This is a genomic window from Nocardioides pollutisoli (genome assembly GCF_040045055.1).
Taxonomy (GTDB): domain Bacteria; phylum Actinomycetota; class Actinomycetes; order Propionibacteriales; family Nocardioidaceae; genus Nocardioides; species Nocardioides tweenelious.
The window spans coordinates 676,993-700,818 of sequence record NZ_JBDZDU010000002.1 but is presented as its reverse complement, the minus strand read 5'-3'; the positions used below and the strand labels follow the sequence as shown (position 1 = coordinate 700,818).

Annotated in this window: 27 protein-coding genes; 21 read left to right on the top strand and 6 right to left on the bottom strand. The window is 70.7% G+C overall.

Features of this window, described 5'->3' with window-relative positions; genetic code table 11:
• The first annotated feature begins 94 nt into the window (after window positions 1-94).
• From ftsZ to ABLE68_RS21390, 12 genes are all read left to right on the top strand, one after another.
• Complete coding sequence (gene ftsZ, locus ABLE68_RS21445; protein ID WP_348874144.1) at window positions 95-1,285, top strand: cell division protein FtsZ; 1,191 nt, start codon at window positions 95-97, stop codon at window positions 1,283-1,285.
• 51 nt (window positions 1,286-1,336) lie between these two features.
• Window positions 1,337-1,972: a peptidoglycan editing factor PgeF gene (gene pgeF / locus ABLE68_RS21440; RefSeq protein ID WP_348874143.1), complete on the top strand. Its 636-nt coding sequence runs from the start codon at window positions 1,337-1,339 to the stop codon at window positions 1,970-1,972.
• A complete protein-coding gene (locus tag ABLE68_RS21435; protein ID WP_348874142.1) occupies window positions 1,969-2,667 on the top strand; it encodes a YggS family pyridoxal phosphate-dependent enzyme in 699 nt (232 codons plus the stop codon). The genes pgeF and ABLE68_RS21435 overlap by 4 nt, the downstream gene beginning before the upstream one ends.
• A 61-nt stretch (window positions 2,668-2,728) precedes the next feature.
• Window positions 2,729-3,211, top strand: a complete 483-nt coding sequence (locus ABLE68_RS21430) for a cell division protein SepF (protein ID WP_348874141.1) — start codon at window positions 2,729-2,731, stop codon at window positions 3,209-3,211.
• A gap of 12 nt (window positions 3,212-3,223) precedes the next feature.
• Window positions 3,224-3,517 (top strand): YggT family protein, encoded by a 294-nt coding sequence (locus ABLE68_RS21425; RefSeq protein WP_348874139.1) that lies wholly within the window; start codon window positions 3,224-3,226, stop codon window positions 3,515-3,517.
• Window positions 3,518-3,610: 93 nt separating this feature from the next.
• Window positions 3,611-4,348 (top strand): DivIVA domain-containing protein, encoded by a 738-nt coding sequence (locus ABLE68_RS21420; RefSeq protein WP_348874138.1) that lies wholly within the window; start codon window positions 3,611-3,613, stop codon window positions 4,346-4,348.
• A gap of 153 nt (window positions 4,349-4,501) precedes the next feature.
• The gene (locus tag ABLE68_RS21415) at window positions 4,502-5,599 is read left to right on the top strand and encodes a TraR/DksA family transcriptional regulator (protein WP_348874137.1); all 1,098 of its coding nucleotides are present in this window, start codon (window positions 4,502-4,504) and stop codon (window positions 5,597-5,599) included.
• Window positions 5,572-6,132: a signal peptidase II gene (locus ABLE68_RS21410; RefSeq protein WP_348874135.1), complete on the top strand. Its 561-nt coding sequence runs from the start codon at window positions 5,572-5,574 to the stop codon at window positions 6,130-6,132. Before ABLE68_RS21415 ends, ABLE68_RS21410 begins: the two co-directional genes overlap by 28 nt.
• Window positions 6,129-7,067, top strand: coding sequence for an RluA family pseudouridine synthase (locus ABLE68_RS21405; protein ID WP_348874133.1), 939 nt, complete (start codon window positions 6,129-6,131; stop codon window positions 7,065-7,067). Before ABLE68_RS21410 ends, ABLE68_RS21405 begins: the two co-directional genes overlap by 4 nt.
• Entirely contained in the window at window positions 7,057-7,734 is a 678-nt protein-coding gene (locus tag ABLE68_RS21400; RefSeq protein WP_348874131.1) for a GNAT family N-acetyltransferase, read from the top strand. The genes ABLE68_RS21405 and ABLE68_RS21400 overlap by 11 nt, the downstream gene beginning before the upstream one ends.
• Window positions 7,735-7,869: 135 nt before the next feature.
• Window positions 7,870-11,418 (top strand): DNA polymerase III subunit alpha, encoded by a 3,549-nt coding sequence (gene dnaE, locus ABLE68_RS21395; protein WP_348874130.1) that lies wholly within the window; start codon window positions 7,870-7,872, stop codon window positions 11,416-11,418.
• Complete coding sequence (locus tag ABLE68_RS21390) at window positions 11,415-11,954, top strand: hypothetical protein (protein ID WP_348874129.1); 540 nt, start codon at window positions 11,415-11,417, stop codon at window positions 11,952-11,954. Before dnaE ends, ABLE68_RS21390 begins: the two co-directional genes overlap by 4 nt.
• On the opposite strand, the gene ybaK is transcribed toward ABLE68_RS21390, so the two are convergent.
• Window positions 11,917-12,408, bottom strand: coding sequence for a Cys-tRNA(Pro) deacylase (gene ybaK, locus ABLE68_RS21385; RefSeq protein WP_348874127.1), 492 nt, complete (start codon window positions 12,406-12,408; stop codon window positions 11,917-11,919). The genes ABLE68_RS21390 and ybaK overlap by 38 nt on opposite strands.
• A gap of 2 nt (window positions 12,409-12,410) precedes the next feature.
• Window positions 12,411-13,088 (bottom strand): LON peptidase substrate-binding domain-containing protein, encoded by a 678-nt coding sequence (locus ABLE68_RS21380; RefSeq protein WP_348874126.1) that lies wholly within the window; start codon window positions 13,086-13,088, stop codon window positions 12,411-12,413.
• A 72-nt stretch (window positions 13,089-13,160) separates the two neighbouring features.
• Between ABLE68_RS21380 and hisD the strand changes: the two genes are divergently transcribed.
• Genes hisD through hisF form a run of 7 tightly spaced genes read left to right on the top strand, consistent with a single transcriptional unit; the run spans window position 13,161 to window position 18,613 of the window.
• Complete coding sequence (gene hisD / locus ABLE68_RS21375) at window positions 13,161-14,462, top strand: histidinol dehydrogenase (RefSeq protein ID WP_348874124.1); 1,302 nt, start codon at window positions 13,161-13,163, stop codon at window positions 14,460-14,462.
• A 4-nt stretch (window positions 14,463-14,466) separates the two neighbouring features.
• Window positions 14,467-15,549 carry a histidinol-phosphate transaminase gene (locus ABLE68_RS21370; protein WP_348874122.1) on the top strand — a complete coding sequence of 361 codons (1,083 nt, stop codon included), beginning with the start codon at window positions 14,467-14,469 and terminating at the stop codon, window positions 15,547-15,549.
• Window positions 15,546-16,154, top strand: a complete 609-nt coding sequence (gene hisB / locus ABLE68_RS21365; protein WP_348874120.1) for an imidazoleglycerol-phosphate dehydratase HisB — start codon at window positions 15,546-15,548, stop codon at window positions 16,152-16,154. Before ABLE68_RS21370 ends, hisB begins: the two co-directional genes overlap by 4 nt.
• On the top strand, window positions 16,151-16,786 hold the full coding sequence (gene hisH / locus ABLE68_RS21360) for an imidazole glycerol phosphate synthase subunit HisH (protein ID WP_348874118.1): 636 nt from the start codon (window positions 16,151-16,153) through the stop codon (window positions 16,784-16,786). Before hisB ends, hisH begins: the two co-directional genes overlap by 4 nt.
• Entirely contained in the window at window positions 16,783-17,112 is a 330-nt protein-coding gene (locus tag ABLE68_RS21355; RefSeq protein ID WP_348874116.1) for a hypothetical protein, read from the top strand. Before hisH ends, ABLE68_RS21355 begins: the two co-directional genes overlap by 4 nt.
• 11 nt (window positions 17,113-17,123) lie before the next feature.
• Window positions 17,124-17,855: a bifunctional 1-(5-phosphoribosyl)-5-((5-phosphoribosylamino)methylideneamino)imidazole-4-carboxamide isomerase/phosphoribosylanthranilate isomerase PriA gene (gene priA, locus ABLE68_RS21350; RefSeq protein ID WP_348874115.1), complete on the top strand. Its 732-nt coding sequence runs from the start codon at window positions 17,124-17,126 to the stop codon at window positions 17,853-17,855.
• Window positions 17,852-18,613 (top strand): imidazole glycerol phosphate synthase subunit HisF, encoded by a 762-nt coding sequence (gene hisF / locus ABLE68_RS21345; protein ID WP_348874114.1) that lies wholly within the window; start codon window positions 17,852-17,854, stop codon window positions 18,611-18,613. The genes priA and hisF overlap by 4 nt, the downstream gene beginning before the upstream one ends.
• On the opposite strand, the gene ABLE68_RS21340 is transcribed toward hisF, so the two are convergent.
• The 4 genes from ABLE68_RS21340 to ABLE68_RS21325 are packed head-to-tail and all read right to left on the bottom strand — an operon-like array spanning window position 18,610 to window position 19,855.
• Entirely contained in the window at window positions 18,610-18,765 is a 156-nt protein-coding gene (locus ABLE68_RS21340) for a hypothetical protein (RefSeq protein ID WP_348874112.1), read from the bottom strand. The genes hisF and ABLE68_RS21340 overlap by 4 nt on opposite strands.
• 34 nt (window positions 18,766-18,799) lie before the next feature.
• Window positions 18,800-19,000: a hypothetical protein gene (locus tag ABLE68_RS21335; RefSeq protein ID WP_348874111.1), complete on the bottom strand. Its 201-nt coding sequence runs from the start codon at window positions 18,998-19,000 to the stop codon at window positions 18,800-18,802.
• Window positions 19,001-19,009: 9 nt separating this feature from the next.
• Window positions 19,010-19,165 carry a hypothetical protein gene (locus tag ABLE68_RS21330; RefSeq protein WP_348874110.1) on the bottom strand — a complete coding sequence of 52 codons (156 nt, stop codon included), beginning with the start codon at window positions 19,163-19,165 and terminating at the stop codon, window positions 19,010-19,012.
• A gap of 57 nt (window positions 19,166-19,222) precedes the next feature.
• On the bottom strand, window positions 19,223-19,855 hold the full coding sequence (locus tag ABLE68_RS21325; RefSeq protein ID WP_348874109.1) for a TIGR03085 family metal-binding protein: 633 nt from the start codon (window positions 19,853-19,855) through the stop codon (window positions 19,223-19,225).
• Between the two features lie 115 nt (window positions 19,856-19,970).
• Between ABLE68_RS21325 and ABLE68_RS21320 the strand changes: the two genes are divergently transcribed.
• Window positions 19,971-21,755 (top strand): ABC transporter ATP-binding protein, encoded by a 1,785-nt coding sequence (locus tag ABLE68_RS21320; protein ID WP_348874108.1) that lies wholly within the window; start codon window positions 19,971-19,973, stop codon window positions 21,753-21,755.
• A complete protein-coding gene (locus ABLE68_RS21315) occupies window positions 21,752-23,554 on the top strand; it encodes an ABC transporter ATP-binding protein (protein ID WP_348874106.1) in 1,803 nt (600 codons plus the stop codon). The genes ABLE68_RS21320 and ABLE68_RS21315 overlap by 4 nt, the downstream gene beginning before the upstream one ends.
• Window positions 23,555-23,826: the final 272 nt, after the last annotated feature.

The window sequence follows — 23,826 nt, the reverse complement described above, 5'->3', positions numbered from 1 at the left end:
ATAACTATAACCCTCAGGTTGAGGGTCACAGTTGAGGGACCAGCCGCTTCCCCGGACAGACATCCCGTACGACGAGCAGCGAAGGGCGAGAGCCGTGGCAGCAGCACAGAACTACCTGGCCATCATCAAGGTCGTGGGCATCGGTGGTGGTGGTGTCAACGCCGTCAACCGGATGATCGAGGTCGGACTCAAGGGTGTCGAGTTCATCGCGATCAACACCGACGCGCAGGCACTCCTCATGAGCGACGCCGACGTCAAGCTCGACATCGGCCGCGAGCTCACCCGCGGCCTCGGCGCCGGCGCCAACCCCGAGGTCGGCGCACGCGCCGCCGAGGACCACGCCGACGAGATCGAAGAGGTCATGAAGGGCGCCGACATGGTGTTCGTGACCGCGGGCGAGGGTGGTGGCACCGGCACCGGTGGCGCCCCGGTCGTCGCGCGGATCGCGCGCTCGCTCGGTGCGCTGACCATCGGTGTCGTGACCCGCCCGTTCGCGTTCGAGGGTCGTCGCCGCGCCAACTCCGCCGAGGAGGGCATCGCGCAGCTCCGCGAGGAGGTCGACACCCTCATCGTGATCCCCAACGACCGGCTGCTCTCGATCAGTGACCGCAACGTGTCGGTCCTCGACGCGTTCAAGCAGGCCGACCAGGTGCTCCTCCAGGGCGTCTCGGGCATCACCGACCTGATCACGACCCCCGGCCTGATCAACCTCGACTTCGCCGACGTGAAGTCCGTGATGGCCAACGCCGGCTCGGCGCTCATGGGCATCGGCTCGGCCCGGGGCGAGGACCGCTCGGTCCAGGCGGCCGAGATGGCGGTCTCCAGCCCGCTGCTCGAGGCCAGCATCGACGGCGCCCACGGGGTGCTCCTCTCGATCGCCGGCGGCTCCGACCTCGGCCTGTTCGAGATCAACGAGGCTGCGGCCCTGGTCGCCCAGGCCGTCCACCCCGAGGCCAACATCATCTTCGGTGCGACCATCGACGACGCGCTGGGTGACGAGGTGCGGGTGACCGTGATCGCCGCCGGCTTCGACGGGGGGATGCCCAAGCGCAGCGGCGAGGGCACCGTGCTGCGGCGTGACCCCAAGCCGGTCCAGACCCAGGCCGAGACCAAGGCGGCCGCCCAGGCGATCGCCTCGGGCGAGGACGACAAGGAGAAGGTCACCACCGGCGCGCCGACCCGCACGCTCGGCGGCAGCGCTCCGGTGACCCCGGCTCCCAAGCAGCCCGTCCGTCAGGTCCAGTTCGACGACGACGACCTGGACATCCCCGACTTCCTCAAGTAGTCGAAGCAGGTCGTGTTCTCGTTCCGTGACTCCCGGGAAGGCGGCGTTCGTGTGGACGTCGCCTTCACCGACTCCAGCCTCGACCTGCAGGGCGTCGGACCGGTGCAGCCGGCCGGGCTGGCCACGGTTGAGGACGTCTGCGGGGTCTCCTTCGCGCGCGTCGACCAGGTCCACGGCGACCACGTGGTCACGGTCGACCACCCCGGTCGCACCGACTCGCCGGGAGACGCGCTCGTGACCAGCGCCCGCGGGCTCGGCCTGATGGTGCGGGTCGCCGACTGCGTGCCGGTCCTGCTCGCCGACGCCGACACGGGGCTGGTCGGTGCGGTCCACGCCGGCCGCCCGGGCGTGGCGCTCGGCGTCGTGACCCGGGCCGTCGAACGGCTGCGCGAGCAGGGCGCCGGACGGCTGACCGCCTGGATCGGACCGCACGTGTGCGGCGGGTGCTACGAGGTCCCCGAGGCGATGCGGGCCGAGGTCGCAGCGGTCGTCCCGGCGTCGTACGCCGAGACCACCTGGGGCACGCCCTCGCTCGACCTCGGTGCCGGGGTGCGGTCGCAGCTCGCGGCCGTGGGCGTCGAGATCATCGACGTCGGTCGCTGCACCCGCGAGGACCCCGACCTGCACTCCTACCGACGCGACGGGGACGCCGCAGGGCGCTTCGCCGGGCTGGTGTGGACGTCATGAGCCGCCCCGACGAGCTCGCCGCCAACCTCGCCACCGTCCGGGGCCGCATCGCCGCGGCCTGCGCCGACGCGGGACGCCCGGTCGACGACGTGCGGCTCGTCGTCGTCACCAAGTTCTTCCCGGCCAGCGACGTGCGGCTGCTGGCCGACCTCGGCGTCACCGACGTGGGGGAGAACCGCCACCAGGAGGCCGAGGCCAAGGCCGCCGAGTGCGCCGACCTCGGGCTCACCTGGCACTTCATCGGCGGCCTGCAGAGCAACAAGGCCGCCGCGGTCGCGTCGTACGCCGACGTCGTCGAGTCGGTCGACCGCGCCAAGCTGGTCGCCGGCCTCGACCGGGGAGCCGCGCAGCGCTCGCAGGAGATCGACGTGCTCCTGCAGGTCAGCCTCGACCCGCCCGGAGCCGACGGCCGGTCGGGCGCAGCTCCCGAGGAGCTCGGCGACCTGGCGGACGCGGTGGGCGGCGCCGACCACCTCCGGCTGCGCGGGCTGATGGCGGTCGCGCCGCTCGGGGAGGACCCCGCGACGGCGTTCGCGCGCCTCGCCGGGATCCGACGCGAGCTCGTCACCGACCACCCCGAGGCCACCTGGCTCTCGGCAGGGATGAGCGGCGACCTCGAGGCCGCCGTACACGCAGGCGCGACACACGTGCGCATAGGCTCCGCGGTCCTCGGTTCGAGGCCACGGTTCAAGTAGGGTCCGAATCACCACAAGTGCCTCCCCATCAGGGGAAGCGGAGTACCGGAGGGCAACAGTCATGAGCGGCGGAATGCGCAGGATCGGCGAGTACCTCGGCCTGCTCGAGGACACCGGTCGGTACGACGAGGAGTACGACGAGTACGACACCCAGGAGACGGCTCCCGTTGCCCGTGTGCCGCGCAAGGACCAGCGCCCCGCGCCGGTCGCTGACCTGTCCGAGCGCCGTCGTCCGGCGTCCGGCCCGACCGGAGTGGTGGCCGAGCTGTCCCGCATCACGACCCTGCACCCGCGCACCTACAACGAGGCGCGCACCGTCGGCGAGAACTTCCGCGAGGGCGTTCCGGTGATCATGAACCTCTCCGAGATGGACGACAACGACGCCAAGCGTCTGGTCGACTTCGCGGCCGGGCTAGTCTTTGCGACTCGTGGCACCATCGAGCGGGTCACCAGCAAGGTCTTCCTGCTCTCCCCGCCCAACGTGTCGGTCGCGGCCGAGGACAAGCAGCGCATCGCTGAGGGCGGGTTCTTCAACCAGAGCTAGGACGCGTCGTACGTGAGTGTTGCCGGAGGGCTCATCGAGGGCCTGCTGTGGTTCTTCATCGCCCTGTTGTGGATCCGTTTCGTGGTCGACTGGGTGCAGATCTTCGCGCGCTCCTGGGCGCCCCACGGGGTGCTGCTGGTGGCGCTCGAGGGTGTCTACTCGACCACCGACCCGCCGATCAAGGCGCTGCGCCGGGTGATCCCGCCGCTGCGGCTCGGTAGCGTGTCGCTGGATCTGAGCTTTTTGATCGTGATGATCGCGGCGTACCTCCTGCTGCGGATCAACCGGGAGATCTTCTTCGCCTGACCCGGGGGCCACCGGTGCCGATGACCTCGACGCCGGAGCAAGCGCTATTGTTCGAACCGACAGTAACTTTGACGATTATGAATGGGTGAGGTCATGCCGCTGACGCCTGAGGACGTGAGCAACAAGCGCTTTACTCCCGTCCGGCTCCGTGAGGGCTACGACATGGGTGAGGTCGACCAGTTCCTCGACGAGGTGGAGTCCGAGCTCGCCCGCCTCACGAAGGACAACGACGACCTGAGGGCGAAGTTGGCGGCCGCGCAGGGCTCTGGCGCACCCGCCCCGACGGTCACCGCGCCGGTCGTGGAGGAGAAGCAGCCGGAGCCGGAGCCCGTTGCGGCCCCCGAGCCGGTCGTGGCCGCGTCTCCTGTCGAGACGATCCGGGTCGAGACCGTGCCCCAGGCGTCCAACGCCGCCGCACGCCTGCTCGAGATCGCCACGCGCAACGCGGACGAGCTGGTCGAGGAAGCCAAGAACGACGCCGACAAGATCATCGGTGAGGCCCGCACGAAGGCCGAGCGCCTCGACAGCGAGTCGAAGGCCAAGGCCGACCGGCTCGAGGCCGACGCCCGCACCCGCGCCCAGATGCTCGACTCCGAGACCGCCGAGCGCCGCCGCCAGATGTTCGGCGACCTCGAGAAGGAGCGCGACAAGCTGGGCAACGAGGTGGAGAACCTCCGCTCGTTCGAGCGCGAGTACCGCTCGCGCCTGAAGAGCTACTTCTCCCAGCAGCTCGAGGCCCTCAGCGGTGCTTCCGAGGCCCCGGCGTCCTCCGGCGACGAGGCTCCTGCGCCCAAGCGACTGCGCTCGATCCTCGGCGAGGACGACGTCTGACGCAGACTGTCACGCAGACCGGCCGGACCCCTCGGGTCCGGCCGGTCTCGTGTTTCACGGTGCGGCGGATTTGAGGGGGGTGGGGTCAGCGGCTACCCTCCCTGCACCCACTGTGGCACGTTCCACAGTCGCCGAAGGCCGAGGAGGCCCGTCATGGCTCGCAGTACGAGGAAATCACTAGCTGGGCAGGCGGCGACCGCAGCGCGCAAGGTGATCACCCGCAAGCCGGCCGCCAAGGCGTCCACGGCGAAGGCTGCGAGCACCTCCACCGCGACGAAGAACGGCGCCGCTGCCAAGGCTCCGGCGAAGAAGGCCGCTCCCGCGAAGAAGGCTGCGCCGGTGAAGAAGGCCGCTCCGGTGAAGAAGGCTGCGCCCGCGAAGAAGGCTGCACCTGCCAAGAAGGCCGCTCCGGTGAAGAAGGCTGCGCCCGCGAAGAAGGCCGCTCCGGTGAAGAAGGCTGCACCTGCCAAGAAGGCCGCTCCGGTGAAGAGGGCTGCGCCCGCGAAGAAGGCCGCGCCCGCGAAGAAGGCCGCGCCCGCGAAGAAGGCCGCGCCCGCGAAGAAGGCCGCGCCCGCGAAGAAGGCCGCGCCCGCGAAGAAGGCCGCGCCCGCGAAGAAGGCCGCACCTGTGAAGAAGGCCGCACCTGTGAAGAAGGCTGCACCCGTCAAGAAGGCCGCACCCGTCAAGAAGGCCGCACCCGTCAAGAAGGCCGCACCCGTCAAGAAGGCCGCACCTGTGAAGAAGACAGCTCCCGCGAAGAAGGCCGCACCGGTCAAGGCCGCGGCTCCGACGGCGGCGGCCGCGGCCAAGAAGGCCGCGCCCGCGAAGAAGTCCGCGGCGCCGCGCAAGGCGGCCCCCAGCGCGCTCGTCGTGCAGGCCGGCGAGGCTGCGTGGACCAAGGCCGAGCTCAAGGAGGTCCTCGACGAGCTGCACGAGCAGCGCGACCACAGCCTCGAGATGATCCAGGGCCTCGACAACGACCTCAACGGCCTGATGCGCGACTCCGGTGACGGCGCCGGGCAGGACCAGGCCGACCTGGGCGCGACCAGCTTCGAGCGCGACCACGAGCTGACCGTCCTCAACAGCGAACGCGACAAGCTGGCGCAGATCGAGCGGGCCCTGGCACGCATCGACGACGGCACCTACGGCGTCTGCGAGTCGTGCGGCAACCCCATCGGCAAGATGCGGCTCATGGCCTTCCCGCGTGCCACACTGTGCATGACATGCAAGCAGCGCGAGGAGCGTCGCTGACCGGCGACCAGGACACGTCCCAGCCGACGCGACCCTCAGGCCCTCGGGGCCGGATGCTGGTGGTCTTCGCACTCGTCGCGCTGACGGCGTACGCCGTCGACGTGGTCTCGAAGATCATCGCGGTCGACCGGCTCACCGACCACCCGGACGTCGAGATCGTCGGGCACTGGCTGGTCCTCCACCTGGTGCGCAACCCGGGAGCCGCGTTCAGCACCGGCACGGCGTACACCGAGGTCTTCACCATCGTGGCGATGGTCGCCGTCGTGATCGTGCTCTACCTGGCCCGCCGGCTCGGCAGCCTGGGCTGGGCCTTCGCCCTCGGCTTCCTGCTCGCCGGGGTCGCCGGCAACCTCACCGACCGGCTGGTCCGTGAGCCCGGCCCGCTGCGCGGACACGTCATCGACTTCTTCATGCTGCCGCACTGGCCGGTCTTCAACGTCGCCGACATGTGCATCGACACCGCGGCGGTGCTGATCCTGATCCAGGTCTACCGGGGCATCCGGATCGACGGCACCCGCGTGGTGCGGGAGTGAGCGCCGGAGCCGACCACCGGACCCTCACGGTCCCCGAGGGGCTGGCCGGTGAGCGCGTGGACGCCGCGATGGCGCGTCTCTTCGGGGTCTCCCGGAGCAAGGCCGCCGACCTGATCGCGGCCGGTCACGTCGAGCTCGACGGGCACGCCGCGACCAAGAGCGACCGGGTGCTGCCCGGGGCCGTCCTCGACGTCACGATCCCGGTCGAGATCGACCCGCTGGCCGTCGTCCCCGAGATCGTCGAGGGCATCAAGATCATCCACGACGACGACGCCATCGTCGTGATCGACAAGCCCGTGGGCGTGGCCGTGCACCCCTCGCCGGGCTGGTCCGGGCCGACCGTCGTCGGCCACCTCGCCGGTGCGGGCTTCCGGATCTCGACCAGCGGTGCGTCCGAGCGCCAGGGCATCGTCCAGCGTCTCGACGTCGGCACGTCCGGCGTCATGGTGATCTGCAAGTCCGAGCACGCCTACTCGGTGCTCAAGAACGCCTTCCGCTACCGCACGGTCAACAAGGTCTACCACGCCATGGTCCAGGGCCACCCGGACCCGCTCGAGGGCACCATCGACGCCCCGATCGGCCGGCACCCGAAGTCGGACTGGAAGTTCGCGGTGATGGCCGACGGCCGCCACAGCGTGACCCACTACGAGACCCTCGAGGCGCACCGGTTCGCCAGCCTGCTGGAGGTCCACCTCGAGACCGGCCGGACCCACCAGATCCGGGTGCACATGGCCGCCCTGAAGCACCCCTGCGTCGGCGACCTCACCTATGGCGCCGACCCGACGCTCGCCAAGCGGGTGGGGCTCGAGCGCCAGTGGCTGCACGCCGTACGCCTCGGCTTCGAGCACCCCGACACGGGCACGTACGTGGAGTACAGCACGGAGTACCCGGAGGACCTCGCGCACGCGCTCGAGGTGATCCGCGATGCTGATTAGACCGGCCGACACCGCCGACGTCGACGCCGTGGTCGCCGTCCACCTCGCCTCGCGCGGCGCTGCTGCGATGCCGCCGAGCATCCACTCCGACGACGAGGTGCACGGCTGGCTGACCGGCCGGCTCGCCGAGGACGAGGCGTGGGTGGCCGAGACCGAGGGCCAGGTCGTCGGCTACGCCCGGCTGACCCCCACCTGGCTCGACGACCTCTACGTCGCACCGTCCCACGCGGGGCGGGGCATCGGCTCCGCGCTGCTCGAGGTCGCCAAGGCGCAGCGACCTGACGGCTTCTGCCTGTGGGTCTTCGAGATGAACGCTCCGGCCCGCGCGTTCTACCGCCACCACGGCCTGATCGAGCTCGAGCGGACGGACGGCTCCGCCAACGAGGAGAAGGCTCCCGACGTACGCATGGCGTGGGTGGGGGAGCAGCCGCTGACCTTCCTCCGGCGGCTGATCGACGAGGTGGACCAGGACCTGGGCGACCTGCTGGCCCGCCGCGCGGCGCTGACGGCCGCGGTCCAGGACATCAAGCACGACACCACCCGCGACCCGGTCCGCGAGCAGGCGATCGCCGCGGCGATGGCCGCCCGCGCGCCTGCGCTGGGCCGCGACCGGCTGGCCCGGATCGTCCACACGATCATCACCGAGAGCCTCGACGCGGCGCGGTGAGGACATGTCGGTGGTGGGTGCCACCATCGACCCCAGCGGTCGCGTAGTCTGACGTCCTTCCCCCAGGCGCCGTCACGACGCGATCGTGACCCGTATTCTGTATGCCCGCACACCGCCGAGGAGTGGCCCGCGACGATGGCTTCAGGCTCTCAGGACTCCTTCGTCCACCTCCACGTCCACACGGAGTACTCCATGCTGGACGGCGCCGCCCGACTGGGCGCCCTGGCCGAGCGCACGGCCGAGCTGGGGATGCCCGCCATCGCGATGACCGACCACGGCAACGTGTTCGGTGCCTACGAGTTCTACAAGAAGGCGAAGAACGCCGGGGTCAAGCCGATCATCGGCATCGAGGCCTACTTCGCCCCCAACATCTCCCGCTTCGAGCGCAAGGGCGTCAACTTCTACGGCGGCGGCCCCGACGACGTCTCCAACCGTGGTGCCTACACCCACATGACGCTGCTCTCGGAGTCCACCGAGGGCATGCACAACCTCTTCCGGCTCTCGACCGGCGCCTGGCGCGACGGCTTCTTCAAGCACCCGCGCATGGACCGCGAGCTGCTCTCGCAGCACGGCAAGGGCATCATCGGCACCACCGGCTGCCCGTCCGGCGAGGTCCAGGTCCACCTGCGCCACGGCGCCTACGAGGCGGCCCGCCAGACCGCCGCCGACTTCCAGGACATCCTCGGCAAGGACAACTACTTCCTGGAGCTGATGGACCACGGGCTCGACATCGAGACGCGGGTCCGCGACGGCCTGCTCCGGCTGGCCAAGGACCTGCAGATCCCGCTGCTGGCGACCAACGACTCCCACTACGTCAACAGGGAGGACGCGAAGAGCCAGGAGCACCTGCTGTGCATCAACTCCGGGTCGACGATGGACATCCCGGCCGGTGACGGACCCGGGCAGCGGTTCGCGTTCAACGGCGACGGCTACTACATCAAGACGGCCGCCGAGATGCGCGACCTCTGGCGTGACTTCCCCGAGGCCTGCGACAACACGCTGCTGATCGCGGAGCGTTGCGACGTCTCGTTCACCGAGGGCAACGGCACCTTCATGCCGCGCTTCCCCTGCCCTCCGGGGGAGAACGAGGACTCCTGGCTGGTCAAGGAGGTTGAGAAGGGGCTGCGGTTCCGCTACCCCAACGGCATCCCCGACGACGTGCGCAAGCAGGCCGAGTTCGAGGTCGGGGTCATCACCTCGATGGGCTTCCCGGGCTACTTCCTCGTCGTCGCCGACTTCATCAACTGGGCCAAGGACAACGGCATCCGCGTCGGCCCCGGCCGAGGCTCCGGTGCGGGCTCGATGGTCGCCTACGCGATGCGGATCACCGACCTCGACCCCCTGGTCCACGGCCTCATCTTCGAGCGGTTCCTCAACCCCGACCGCGTCTCGATGCCCGACTTCGACATCGACTTCGACGAGCGTCGGCGCGGTGAGGTGATCCGCTACGTCACCGAGAAGTACGGCGACGACCGGGTCTCGATGATCGTCACCTACGGCACCATCAAGGCCAAGCAGGCGGTCAAGGACTCCTCGCGGATCCTCGGCTACCCCTTCGCGATGGGCGACCGAATCACCAAGGCGATGCCCGCCGCGGTGATGGGCAAGGACGTCCCGCTCCAGGAGATCTTCAACCCCGAGCACAAGCGCTTCGGTGAGGGCGGCGAGTTCCGGTCGCTGTACGACGCCGACAACGACGTCAAGCGCGTCGTCGACACCGCGATCGGCATCGAGGGGCTCAAGCGCCAGTGGGGCGTGCACGCCGCCGGCGTGATCATGTCCAGCGAGCCGCTGCTCGACATCATCCCGATGCTCAAGCGGCCGGCCGACGGCGCGATGATCACCCAGTTCGACTACCCCACCTGTGAGGCCCTCGGCCTCATCAAGATGGACTTCCTCGGGCTGCGCAACCTCACCGTGCTCGACGACGCGGTCAAGAACATCAAGATGAACCGCGACGAGGACGTCGTCCTCGAGGACCTCGAGCTGACCGACCCGGCGACGTATGCCCTGCTCCAGCGCGGCGACACCCTCGGTGTCTTCCAGCTCGACGGTGGCCCGATGCGGGCGCTGCTGCGCTCGATGAAGCCCGACCTCTTCGAGGACATCTCCGCCGTCGGTGCGCTCTACCGGCCCGGCCCGATGGGTGCCGACTCCCACAACAAGTACGCCCGTCGCAAGACCGGTCGCGAGCCGGTCGAGGCGATCCACCCCGAGCTGGCCGAGCCGCTCGCCGACATCCTGGGTGAGACCTACGGTCTGATCGTCTACCAGGAGCAGGTCATGGCGATCGCCCAGAAGCTCGCGGGCTACAGCCTGGGCCAGGCCGACATCCTGCGTCGCGCGATGGGCAAGAAGAAGAAGGAGGAGCTGGACAAGCAGTTCGCCGGCTTCTCGCAGGGCATGCAGGACCGCGGCTACTCGATGGCGGCGGTCAAGACGCTCTGGGACATCCTGCTGCCCTTCTCCGACTACGCCTTCAACAAGGCCCACTCCGCGGCGTACGGCCTGGTCTCCTACTGGACCGCCTACCTCAAGGCCAACTACCCGGCTGAGTACATGGCGGCCCTGCTGACCTCGGTCAAGGACGACAAGGACAAGTCGGCGATCTACCTCAACGAGTGCCGCCGGATGAAGATCCAGGTGCTCCCGCCCGACGTCAACGAGTCGGCCGCCAACTTCACCCCGGTCGGCAACGACATCCGCTTCGGGCTCACCGCGGTCCGCAACGTCGGCGCCAACGTCGTCGACGGCATCGTGAGCGGGCGCGAGGAGAAGGGCCGCTACGAGAGCTTCAACGACTTCATGGAGAAGGTCCCGGCCCTCGTCTGCAACAAGCGGGTCATCGAGTCGCTGGTCAAGGCCGGCGCCTTCGACGACATGAAGCACAAGCGGCGGGCGCTCGTCGCGATCCACGAGACCGCGGTCGACCAGTACGTCGACATCAAGCGCAACGAGGCGATCGGCCAGGACTCCCTCTTCGGGGGCCTCGACGACGACGGCAGCACCGGCTTCGGCATCTCGGTCGCGATCCCCGAGATCGACGAGTGGGACAAGACCACGCTGCTCGGCCACGAGCGCGAGATGCTCGGCCTCTACGTCTCCGACCACCCGCTGCTCGGCCTCGAGCACCTGCTCGCCAACAGCTCCGACTGCACCGTCGGCCAGCTGATGCTCGACGAGGAGCGCGCCGACGGCAGCCCGATCCAGATCACCGGCCTGGTCACCGGCATCCAGCGCAAGATCACCAAGCGCGGTGACGCGTGGGGGATGGTCACGCTCGAGGACCTCGACGGCGCGATCGACGTGCTGCTCTTCCCGAGCTCGTGGCAGCTGGCCGGTCACCTGATCTCCGAGGACGCCATCATCACGGTCAAGGGCCGGCTGTCGCGGAGCAAGGACCAGCCCGAGATCATGGGGCAGGAGGTCACGCTGCCCGACCTCTCCGACGGGCCGTCCGGGCCGGTCGTGATCAGCCTGCCGTCCACCCGCTGCACCCCGCCGGTCGTCGACCAGCTCAAGGACGTCCTGCGCACCCACCCGGGCATGACCGAGGTGCGACTGCGACTCTTGACCCGCGAGTCCACGCTCGTGATGAGCCTGGACAAGCACCGCGTGAGCCCGAGCCCCGCGCTCTTCGCCGACCTCAAGCAGCTGTTGGGACCTGGATGTCTGACCGGATGACGATCGACCGCGGGGCGGTCGTGCAGGCCGCGATCATCGAAGCGGTCTTCTGCGTCGTCGGCGTGCTCGCCGGTGTCGTGTGGCAGTGGCTGTGGACGCCCGCGATGGGCGGCGTGCTCGACCACAAGTGGGCGCCCGCCGATGCGATCGCGCTGTCGGAGCAGTTCTCCAGCACCGGGTGGTACGTCGTCGTCGGCGCCGTGGCCGGTCTGGTCACCGGGGCCGTGGTCGCGCTCTTCCTCGACCGCGCACCGCTGCTGACCCTGGCCGCGGTCCTGGTCGGCTCAGCGCTCGCCGCCTGGCTGATGTACCTCGTCGGCACCGCGCTCGGTCCGGCCGACCCGACCGTCCTCGCCAAGACTGCTGCTGACGGGGCGATGATCCCCGAGCAGCTGACCGTGCCCGGCAAGAGTCCCTACATCGCGATCCCCGTCGGCGCCCTGATCGGCGTCGCACTGGTCTTCCTCGGCACCTCAGTGCGCCGGACGAGCCACGAGGTCAGTGCCGACCAATCGGTGCCACTACCGCCGAGCTGACCGACACCAGGTCGGCCGGCGCGATCTCGAGGTCCAGCCCACGCCGACCGCCGGACACGAAGATCGTGGCGTGCTCCAGCGCGCTCTCGTCGAGCACGGTGGGGTGCGCACGCTTCTGGCCGATCGGGGAGATCCCTCCGGCGACGTACCCCGTCGCCCGCTCCGCGGCACTGACATCGGCCATCGCCGCCTTGCTGCCGCCGACCGCGCGGGCCAGTGCCTTGAGGTCGAGCTGCCCGGAGACCGGCACGATGCCGACCGTCAGGGCGCCGTCGACGGTGGCCATCAGGGTCTTGAAGACCCGGGCCGGGTCGACGCCGAGGGCCTCCGCGGCCTCCAGACCGTAGGACTCCGCGCGGGGGTCGTGCGTGTACTCACGCAGCACGAAGTCGATGCCCGCGCCGGTCAGCGCCACGGTGGCCGGTGTACCGCCGGCGGACTTCCTCTTGGCCATCGCTAGTTGGGGCTCCAGCGCGTGCGGGCGACCTCGGTGGCCGGCAGCGACGGGATCACGTTCATCGCGCGCAGCTCGGAGCGGAGCAGGTCGGTGACCAGGATCAGCCGCTCGCTCGCGTCCTCCGCCTCGAGCAGCGCCTGGCGCTCGGGCAGGGGCAGCGGGGCGACGGCGGCCAGCGTCCAGGAGAGGTACGTCGGGTCGCGGGGGAGCGCGCCTGAGTAGGGGTCGCTCCGGATGTCGGCGAGCGCGGCGCGGTAGGCCGTGAAGGCGATCCGGGCCCGCTCCAGGACGGACTCGGGGACGGGCGACTCGATGTCGGGGCGGGCGGTGATGTGACCGACCGGGAACGTCCCGGTCGTGTCGAGCCGGTCGAGCTGGATCCGCTCGATCCCGACCGCGACCACGTCGAACGTGCCGTCCGGGTGTGCCTCGACCTCGGTCAGCTGCACCCGGCAGCCGACCCGGTAGAGCGACTGGGCGCCGTGGTCGCCCACCTCGTAGCCCTCGCGGATGCCGACCGAGCCGAAGACCCGGTCGATCGGGTCCTCGATCCGCAGCAGGTGGTGCACCAGCGCGCGGTAGCGGTCCTCGAAGACGGTCAAGGGCACGCTCACACCCGGGAACAGCACCGTGTTGAGCGGGAACATCGGCAGCGTCTCGTCCACCCCGTCACTCACCCTGCCAACGTAGCCCGTCCACCCCCTGTCGCCCGGGGGCAGCCCAGGCGTGGCGGCTCGTAGAATCGAGCCATGATCCGCCGTATCGACCTCCGTGGCGCCGCAGCCGGCTCCATCGACTACCGCGAAGCCGTGCCGCGCGCCGACTTCGACGTCGAGGCGGCGGTCCCGGCGGTGCATGCGATCTGCGAGGAGGTCCGCACCCGCGGACTCGACGCGATCCGGGAGTACGGCGAGAGGTTCGACGGCGTGAGCGTCGACGACATCCGCATCCCGGCTGCCGCGCTGCAGACCGCGCTGGCCGAGCTCGACCCCGACATCCGGGCTGCTCTGGACGAGTCGATCCGCCGACTGCGGGCGACCTGCGCCCAGGAGCTCGAGCACGACGCCGTGACCGACCTCGGTCCCGGCGCGCGGGTCACCCACCGCAAGGTGCCGGTCGGTCGGGTCGGGCTCTACGTGCCCGGTGGGCTCGCCCCGCTCGTCTCCAGCGTGCTGATGAACGTCGTGCCCGCCCAGACCGCCGGCGTCGAGTCGATCGCGCTGTCCAGCCCGCCGCAGAAGGAGTTCGGCGGCTCGGTGCACCCCACGATCCTCGCGGCCTGCGCGCTGCTCGGGATCGACGAGGTCTACGCCGTCGGCGGCGCCCAGGCGATCGCCATGTTCGCGTACGGCGTCGGCCCGTGCGCCAAGGTCGACCTGGTCACCGGCCCCGGCAACATCTACACCGTCACCGCCAAGCGGTTGCTCAAGGGACAGGTCGGCATCGACTCCGAGGCCGGCCCCACGGAGATCGCGATCCTCGCCGACGACACCGCCGACGCGGCGTACGTCGCCGCCGACCTGGTCAGCCAGGCCGAGCACGACCCGCTCGCGGCCGCCGTCCTCGTCACGCCCTCCGAGCGGCTGGCCGCCGCGGTCGAGGTCGAGCTCGAGACCCAGGTGGCGATCACCAAGCACTCCGAGCGGATCCGGATCAGCCTGACCGGCCCGCAGTCGGGCGTCGTGCTGGTCGACGACCTCGAGCAGGGCCTCGACGTGGTCAACGCCTACGCCGCCGAGCACCTCGAGATCCACACGGCCGACGCCGCGTCGTACGCCGCCCGGATCCGCAACGCGGGCGCCGTCTTCGTCGGGCAGTTCGCGCCGGTGAGCCTCGGCGACTACTGCGCCGGCTCCAACCACGTGCTGCCCACCGGTGGCTGCGCCTGCCACAGCAGCGGGCTGTCCGTGCGCGCGTTCACCAAGTCGATGCACGTCGTCGACTACTCGCGCGACGCGCTCGAGGCCGTCGCCGGTCACGTCGTGACGCTCGCCGAGGCCGAGGACCTGCCCGGCCACGGCGCGGCGGTCTCCGTCCGCTTCCAGGACTGACGACATGGGCTTCCCTCCGCTCCGCGAGGAGCTGCGTGGCATCGAGCCGTACGGCGCACCCCAGCTCGACGTGCCCGTGCAGCTCAACACCAACGAGAACCCCTACGGCCCGAGCGAGGCGTGCGCGGACGACATCGCGGCCGCCGTGCGCGAGGCCGCGCTCACGCTCAACCGCTACCCGGACCGCGAGCACGTCGCTCTGCGCACCGCGCTCGCGGCGTACCTCTCCCGGGACACCCCGCACGGCATCGCCGTCGAGCAGGTCTGGGCGGCCAACGGGTCCAACGAGGTGATGCTGCAGCTGCTGCAGGCCTTCGGCGGTCCGGGGCGGACGGCGATGAGCTTCGCCCCGACGTACTCCATGTATCCGGAGTACGCCCGCGACACCTCGACCACGTGGGTGCAGGGCCGCCGGGCCGACGACTTCAGCCTCGACCTCGACGCCGCGCGCGAGGCGATCGAGCGCGAGCGGCCGAGCGTGGTGCTGCTGCCGAGCCCCAACAACCCGACCGGCACGGCGCTCCCGCCCGAGGCCGTCGGCATGCTCTGCACGGCAGCAGGTGACGGCCTCGTCGTCGTCGACGAGGCGTACGGCGAGTTCCGCCGCGAGGGCGTCCCGAGCGCGGTCGAGCTGCTGCCCGACCACCGCAACCTCGTCGTCACGCGCACCATGAGCAAGGCGTTCGCCGCGGCCGGGCTCCGGCTGGGCTACCTGGCCGCCGACCCCGCGATCTGCGACGCGATCCGGGTCGTGCGCCTGCCCTACCACCTCTCGGCCGTCACCCAGGCGACCGCGCTGGCAGCGCTGGAGCACGCGCCCGAGCTGCTCGGCAAGGTCGACGAGCTCCGCGTCGAGCGCGACGCCACGGTCGCCTGGCTGCGCGAGCAGGGGCTCCAGGTCGCCGACAGCGACGCCAATTTCGCGTTGTTCGGCACCTTCGGGGACCGTCATGCTGTCTGGCAGGGGCTGCTCGACCGCGGCGTGCTGATCCGGGAGACCGGGCCGGACGGCTGGTTGCGGGTGTCGATCGGCACCGCAGACGAGATGATGGCGTTCAAGCAAGCACTGACGGAGGTAGTCGGATGAGTCGCACCGCACGGATCGAGCGCCAGACCAGCGAGTCGAAGGTGCTCGTCGAGGTCGACCTCGACGGCTCCGGCCGCCACGACATCTCGACCGGCATCGGCTTCTACGACCACATGCTCACGGCCTTCGCGCGCCACAGCCTCGTGGACCTCACCGTGCAGTCCGAGGGCGACCACTGGATCGACGCCCACCACACGACCGAGGACACCGCGATCGCCCTCGGCCAGGCGCTGCGCGAAGCCCTTGGCGACAAGCAGGGCATCCGCCGCTTCGGCGACGCCACCGTCCCGCTCGACGAGGCGCTGGTCCAGGCTGTCGTCGACGTGTCCGGCCGTCCCTACTGCGTGCACACCGGTGAGCCCGAGGGGCAGCAGTACGTCCAGCTGGGCGGCTCCACCCCGTCGTACCTCGGCTCGCTGACGCAGCACGTCTTCGAGTCGATCGCCTTCCACGGCCACTTCGCGCTGCACGTGCGGGTGCTGGCCGGCCGCGAGCCGCACCACATCGTGGAGACGCAGTTCAAGGCCTTCGCCCGCGCCTTCCGCGACGCGGTGGCGCTCGACCCCCGGGAGACGGGGATCCCCAGCACCAAGGGCGCTCTGTGAGCGTTCCCCACGTGGTGGTTCTCGACTACGGGTCGGGGAACCTCCGCTCCGCCGTGCGCGCGGTCGAGCGCGCCGGTGCCGAGGTCACGCTGACCGGCGACTTCGACACGGCGCTCAACGCCGACGGTCTGCTGGTGCCGGGTGTCGGGGCGTACGCCGCGTGCATGGCCGGGCTGCGTGCGATCAAGGGCGAGCGGATCATCGGGCGCCGTCTCGCGGGCGGTCGCCCGGTGCTCGGCATCTGCGTCGGCATGCAGATCCTCTTCGAGCGCGGGGTCGAGCACGGCGTCGAGACCGACGGCTGCGACGAGTGGCCGGGCGTCGTCGAGCGCATCCAGGCCCCCGTCGTCCCTCACATGGGGTGGAACACCGTCGACGTCCCCGACGGCACGTCGCTCTTCGCCGGGATCGAGGACGAGCGCTTCTACTTCGTGCACTCGTACGCCGTCCGCGACTGGACCCTCGTGACCAACGACCGCACCCGCGCGCCCCTGGTGACCTGGGCGGAGCACGGTGGCGACCGGTTCGTCGCCGCCGTCGAGAACGGCCCGCTGACCGCGACCCAGTTCCACCCGGAGAAGTCGGGTGACGCCGGTGCTGCCCTCCTGCGCAACTGGGTGGAGTCGTTGTGAGCAAGGAGCGCGCCCAACGCCGGGCGGAGCGGGAACGCGAGGCCGCGGTCGTCGCTGCTGCCCGTGCGGCCGAGGCCGAGCGCCAGGAGCGGCGTGAGGCACGCAAGCGGGTCATCACGTCCCGACTGCCCAAACGCCGGCCCGGTCAGGCGGGCATCCTCGCCCAGCGCCGTCGCCGGCAGACCGGCGCGACGATCGCGATGCTGCTCGCCCTCAACATCCTGGTCTGGATCGTCTTCGACGACTGGGCCATCCGCCTCTGCGCCGTCATCGTCAGCCTGCTCGCCGCCCCCGTCCTGCACACCATGCTCTTCCGTCGATCCTGAGGACCGCCCCGATGACCTACCTCCAGCTGCTGCCCGCCGTCGACATCACCGAGGGCCGCGCCGTCCAGCTCGCCCAGGGCGTCGCCGGCTCGGAGCGTGTGTACGGCGACCCGGTGGCCGCCGCCCTGCGGTGGCAGGACGCCGGCTCCGAGTGGTTGCACCTGGTCGACCTCGACGCGGCGTTCGGTCGTGGCAACAACCGTGAGCTGCAGGCCGAGATCGTCGGAGCGCTCGACATCCAGGTCGAGATGAGCGGCGGTATCCGCGACGACGAGTCCCTCGACGCGGCGCTGGCGACCGGCTGCCGCCGGGTCAACATCGGCACCGCCGCGCTCGAGCAGCCCGAGTGGTGCGCACGGATCATCGCCGAGCACGGCGACCGGATCGCGATCGGCCTCGACGTACGCGGCACCACCCTCGCGGCCCGGGGCTGGACCAAGGACGGCGGCGACCTCTACGAGACGCTGGCCCGGCTCGACGCCGAGGGCTGTGCCCGCTACGTCGTCACCGACGTCAACAAGGACGGCATGCTCCAGGGCCCCAACCTCCAGCTCCTGAAGGACGTCTGCGCCGTCACCGACCGGCCCGTCATCGCTTCGGGAGGCGTCACGACGCTCGCCGACATCGAGGCGCTGATGGGTCTGGTGTCCGTCGGGGTCGAGGGCGCGATCGCCGGGACCGCGCTCTACGAGGGTCGGTTCACGCTCGAGGACGCCCTCGCGCTGACCAAGGGTGGATCGTGAGCCTCGCCGTACGCGTCATCCCGTGCCTGGACGTCGACGGCGGCCGGGTGGTCAAGGGCATCAACTTCCAGGAGCTCCGCGACGCCGGCGACCCGGTCGAGCTCGCCAAGGTCTATGACGCCGAGGGCGCCGACGAGCTGACCTTCCTCGACATCTCGGCCTCGCACGAGGGTCGCGCGACGACCATGGAGATCGTGTCCGCGACCGCCGAGCAGGTCTTCATCCCGCTGACCGTCGGCGGGGGAGTGTCCTCGGTCGAGGACGTCGACCGACTGCTGCGCGCAGGCGCCGACAAGATCGCGGTCAACACCGCCGCGATCCACCGTCCCGAGCTGGTCGCGGAGATCGCCGACCGGTTCGGCAACCAGGTCCTCGTGCTCTCGGTCGACGCGCGTCGCGCCGCCGGCACGGCGTCCGGCTTCGAGGTGACGACGCACGGCGGTCGGAAGTCCGCCGGTCTGGACGCGATCGAGTGGGCGGTCCGTGCGGCCGAGCTCGGCGCGGGGGAGATCCTGCTCAACGCGATGGACGCCGACGGCACCCAGGACGGCTTCGACCTCGAGCTGATCCGCGCCGTACGCCGTGAGGTCAGCATCCCGGTGATCGCCTCCGGCGGCGCGGGCGCCACCGAGCACTTCCCGCCCGCCGTCGAGGCCGGGGCCGACGCGGTGCTCGCCGCGACCGTCTTCCACTTCGGCACCCTGCGGATCGCCGACGTCAAGCAGTCGCTCGCCGACGCCGGTCACCCGGTGCGCTAGAGGTCGCCCGGCCTGTCGTAGATGCCTGCGCGACCCTCGAGCGTCCTCTGGGAGCGCTCGATCTCGCCGTCCATCACACCGCGCCGGCGCGGGAAGAACGCCCACCCGGCCAGGGCGAGCACGACGACGCCGACGACGATCCAGATCACCATGACGACCTCCTCGGTCGGGACGACGTGGCCGTCGCTAGAAGCCGCCGGGGCCGCCGATGCTCGGACCACCCGGCCCGCCCTCAGGGCGACCGGAACGCATGCCGACGTTGCTCTGCGACTTCGCGATCGAGGTGTGCATCTTCGACGAGTCGACGCCTCGGCGGGCGCGACCACTCGTCCACCAGGCGAGGGCGCCGAGCACGAGGACGACGGCGAGTGCGATCAGCCAGAACATCTCGATCTCCTAGTACGGGTTGTTGTCGTACATGCCGGTGCGGCCCTGCATCTTCTTCTGCGACAGCTTGAGCTCGCTGTCGACGACACCACGCCGGTGTGGGAAGAACGCCCAGGCGGCCAGGGCCAGCACCACGACGCCGATCACGATCCAGACGACGACCACGGGAACCTCCGAGAAGTAGGTGCCCTTGACGGTACCCCTGCCGGGGCCGCGTGAACCTCAGATGCCGAGGTCGGCGTTGCGGACCGCGGCCACGGCGTCGTCCGGCCCGTCGAAGACGAGGTCCGAGGCGCAGGAGCGGCCGAAGAGGAAGAGCACGAGCTCGACCGGTGCCCCCGTGATCGTCACGGTGCCCTCACCCTTCTTGGCGGTGGCCACCTCATCGGTCCCGGCGCGCCGGATGACGGTCGGCACGGGCAGCTTGCGGCCGGCGAACGACGCGCCCTTGCGCAGCATCGCCCAGAGCTCCTGGTCGTCGGCCGGGTCGAGGTCGCGCGGCTGCCAGTCGGGCTGACCCCGGCGCAGGTCCTCGTGGTGGACGACGTACTCCATCGTGTTGGCGAGCCTCTCGACCGCGGGGATCGCGAAGGGCGTGAACCCCGGCGTGCGGAGCTTCTCGACGAGCACCCCGAAGTCCTGCTGGCGGTAGCGAGCCATCTGCCGGTCGGTGAAGCGCGACATGGCGCCGATCGTGATGCCGGCGCCGGCGAGCGGCCGGTGCTCCCGGAGGAGGAGGTGCGCGACGAGGTCCCGGGCGTCCCAGCCGCTGCAGAGGGTCGGGGCATCCTCGCCGAGGACGAGGGCGAGGTCGCAGAGGGCGATGCGTTCGCGACGGGCGAGCGAGGTCGTCATGGCGCGAGCATAGGGCGACCGGGACGCGGACAGTCCGGATGTCGGTGGGTGGGAATACCCTCGCAGGGCAGCGGGTTGCCCGCGAGCAGGACGAGACGGAAGAGGCAGTCAACAGGTGGTCGACAAGCGGCGCACGCGCAGCACGACGCGTGAGGGATTTGCCGTCCTCTGGGTCGCGATCCGACGTGAGCCGCTGATCTTCACGCTCTCGACCGTCGGCAGCCTGCTCTTCGGCGCGCTGACGGTCGCCGACGCCTGGGTCCTTGGCTGGGCGACCGACCACGTGGTGCTCCCTGCCTTCCGCGACGGCGAGATCCCCGCGCACCTCCTCGTCGCGGTGTTCGCACTCTTCCTGGGCGTCGCGCTGCTCCGCGCCGTCGGCATCGTCGCGCGCCGCCTCGGCGCCGGGGTGATGCAGTTCCGGATGCAGGCGCACACGCGCCGCGCCGTCACCCGGCAGTACCTCGCGCTCCCGATGGAGTGGCACCAGCGCCACCCGACCGGCCAGCTGCTCTCCAACGCCAACTCCGACGTCGAGGCCGCCTGGGGTCCGATCGCGCCGCTGCCGATGGCGGTGGGCACGCTCGCGATGATGGTGATCGCCATCGTCCAGATGTTCGTGACCGACGTCGTGATGGCGCTCGTCGGGCTGCTGGTGTTCCCGGCCGTCATCGTCGCCAACCTCGCCTACCAGCGCCTCGCGTCCCCGCTGATGACCCGAGCCCAGCAGCTGCGCGCCGAGCTCAGCGAGGTCGCCCACGAGTCGTTCGATGGCGCCATGGTCGTCAAGACCCTCGGCCGCGAGACCGAGGAGACCGCCCGGTTCTCGGCCAAGGCCCACGAGCTGCGCGACATCAACATCCGCGCGGGCCGGATCCGCGCGGCGTTCGACCCCACGCTGGCCGCCGTGCCCAACCTGGGCGTCCTCGTCGTGCTGGTCGTCGGCGTCGAGCGGGTCCTCCACGGCCACACCGACCCCGGCGACGTCGTCACCGTCGCCTACCTCCTGACCATCGTCTCCTTCCCGATCCGCTCGATCGGCTGGCTGCTCGGCGAGTTCCCGCGCAGCGTCGTCGGCTTCCGGCGGGTCCAGTCGGTGCTGCGGGCGCGCGGCGACATGCCGTACGGCGACCAGCCGGCCGACCGCGTCTCCGGCGCGGGCGCGCGGCTCGAGATCGAGGGTCTCGGCTACCGCTACGAGCCCGACCAGCCTCTGATCGACGACCTGACCTTCGCGGTCGAGCCCGGTCGCACCGTCGCGCTGGTCGGCGCGACCGCGTCCGGCAAGAGCACCCTCACCAGCCTGATGACCCGGCTAGTCGACCCCGACGACGGCCGGATCCTCCTCGACGGCACCGACCTGCGCGACCTCGCCCACGGAGAGCTGGCCGAGACCGTGGCGATGGTGCCGCAGACCGCGTTCCTCTTCGACGACACCGTCCGGGGCAACGTCACGCTGGGAGCCGACGTCACCGACGACGAGGTCTGGGCCGCGCTACGGGCAGCGCAGGGCGACGGTTTCGTCGCCGCGCTCCCGCACGGGCTCGACACCCGGCTCGGCGAGCGTGGCACGTCCCTCTCCGGCGGGCAGCGGCAGCGGATCTCCCTGGCCCGCGCCCTGGTCCGTCACCCACGGCTGCTGATCCTCGACGACGCCACCTCGGCGGTCGACCCCGAGGTCGAGGCGCGGATCCTCGAGGCGTTGCGCTCGGGCGACGACGACACGACGCTGGTCGTGGTCGCCTACCGCAAGGCCACCATCGGGCTGGCGGACGAGGTCATCCACCTCGAGGACGGCCGGGTGGCCGGTCGCGGCACCCATGCCGAGCTGCTGCGGCGGAGCCCGTCGTACGCCCACCTGGTCAACGCCTACGAGCAGGAAGGCGAGCTGGCGACATGAGCACCGTCGAGCAGACCTCCGGCACCACGTTCGACTCCGGCGAGGAGATCGGCGCCTTCGCGACCATCCGTCGCGGCATGTTCTTCTCGCCCGAGCTCAGGGTCGGCATCGGGTGGACCCTGGTGCTGGCCGTGATCGCCTCGGTCGGCCAGGTCGTCGTGCCGATCACGGTCCAGCAGGCCGTCGACCGGGGCATCAACGGACCCGGTGGGCCCGACGTGTCGTTCGTCGTCCTGATGGCGATCGCCGCCGCGTTGGTGATCGGGGTCAGCGCCCTGGCGTCGTACGCCATGACCGCCCGGCTGTTCACCGCAGCCGAGCGCGGCCTGGCCACCTTGCGGATCAAGGCGTTCCGCCACGTCCACGACCTGCCGCTGCTCACCCAGAACACCGAGCGGCGCGGAGCGCTCGTCTCCCGGGTCACCAGCGACGTCGACCAGGTCAGCCAGTTCCTCGTGTTCGGAGGGCTGCTGCTGATCGTCAGCACCGGTCAGGTGCTGATCGCGACCGTCGTGATGGTCTTCTACAGCTGGCAGCTCGCCCTGGTGGTCTGGCTGTGCTTCGCGCCGCTCTTCCTCTCCATCCGCTACTTCCAGCGCAAGCTCTCCGAGGCGTACGGCGTCGTCCGCAGCCAGGTCGCCGTGATGCTGTCGGCCATCTCCGAGCCGGTCGTCGGCGCCGCGGTCGTGAAGTCGTACGCCGTCGAGGACCGCACCCAGGCGCGGATCGACGAGGCGATCGAGGAGTACAAGGCCGCCAGCACCCGCGCCCAGCAGTTCACCGTCGTGTCCTTCTCGCTCGGCGGCATCTCCGCGGGGCTCGCCAACGCGGGCGTGCTCATCATCGGCATCTGGCTCGGCTTCGCGGGGGAGATGACGGCCGGCAAGGTGCTCGCCTTCGCGTTCCTGGTCTCGCTGTTCGTCGGGCCGGTGCAGATGGGCACCCAGATCCTCACCGACGCCCAGAACGCCATCGTCAGCTGGCGCCGGGTGATCGGGATCCTCGAGACGCCGGCCGACCTGGTCGACCCGGGCGTCGACGGTCAGACGCTGCCGCGCGGCCCGCTCGACGTGCGGTTCCAGGACGTGTCGTTCGCCTACCCCGGCGGACCGCCGGTGCTGCGCGACATCAACCTCGACATCGCCGCCGGCACCCGTGTCGCGGTGGTCGGGGAGACCGGGTCGGGCAAGTCGACGATCGCCAAGCTGCTGACCCGGTTGATGGACCCGACCACCGGAGACGTCCTCCTCGACGGCGTCGACGTCCGCTCGATCGCCCAGACCTCGATGCGCCGCAGCGTGGTGCTGGTGCCGCAGGAGGGTTTCCTCTTCGACGACACCCTCGCGGCCAACGTCCGCTACGGCCGGCTCGAGGCGACCCCCGAGGAGATCCTCGCCAGCGCCGACGAGCTCGGCCTCGGCGACTGGCTGGCCGGGCTCCCGGCCGGCATCGAGACCCTGGTCGGCCAGCGCGGCGAGTCGTTGTCGGCGGGGGAGCGACAGCTCGTCGCGCTGCTGCGGGCCCAGCTCGTCGACCCCGACCTGCTGGTGCTCGACGAGGCGACGAGCGCCGTCGACCCGGCGCTCGAGATGCGGATCGGCCGGGCGCTCGAGCGGCTGATGAGCGGGCGGACCTCGGTCACCATCGCCCACCGGCTCTCGACGGCCGAGCAGGCCGACGAGGTCGTCGTGGTCGACAAGGGTCGGATCGTCCAGCGCGGCCCGCACTCCGTGCTTGTGACCCAGGAGGGGTCCGTCTACGCCGGGCTCCACGCGTCCTGGGTCGCCCAGCACGGCTGACGCACCGTTGGTTGAGGAAGGCCCCCTGGGGGCCTGTCTCGAAACCCCCGCAGCCCTCCTGGGGACTGGTGTCCGACGCTGCGCTTCGGGCTGGCCGCTGCGCGGGGCTCGGTCCGTGCTGTCCAACGGGTGCCGGTCCGGGGTGGGGCGCCGGCTCCGCCTGCGCCGCGAGGGCCCTCGTCGGACGAAACCACCCCTACGCTCGTTCCTCGCTCCGGGGGGCCAAGCCCATCCACTCGTCCGCCGAGGGCCCTCGCGTCTCCGGCTGCGCC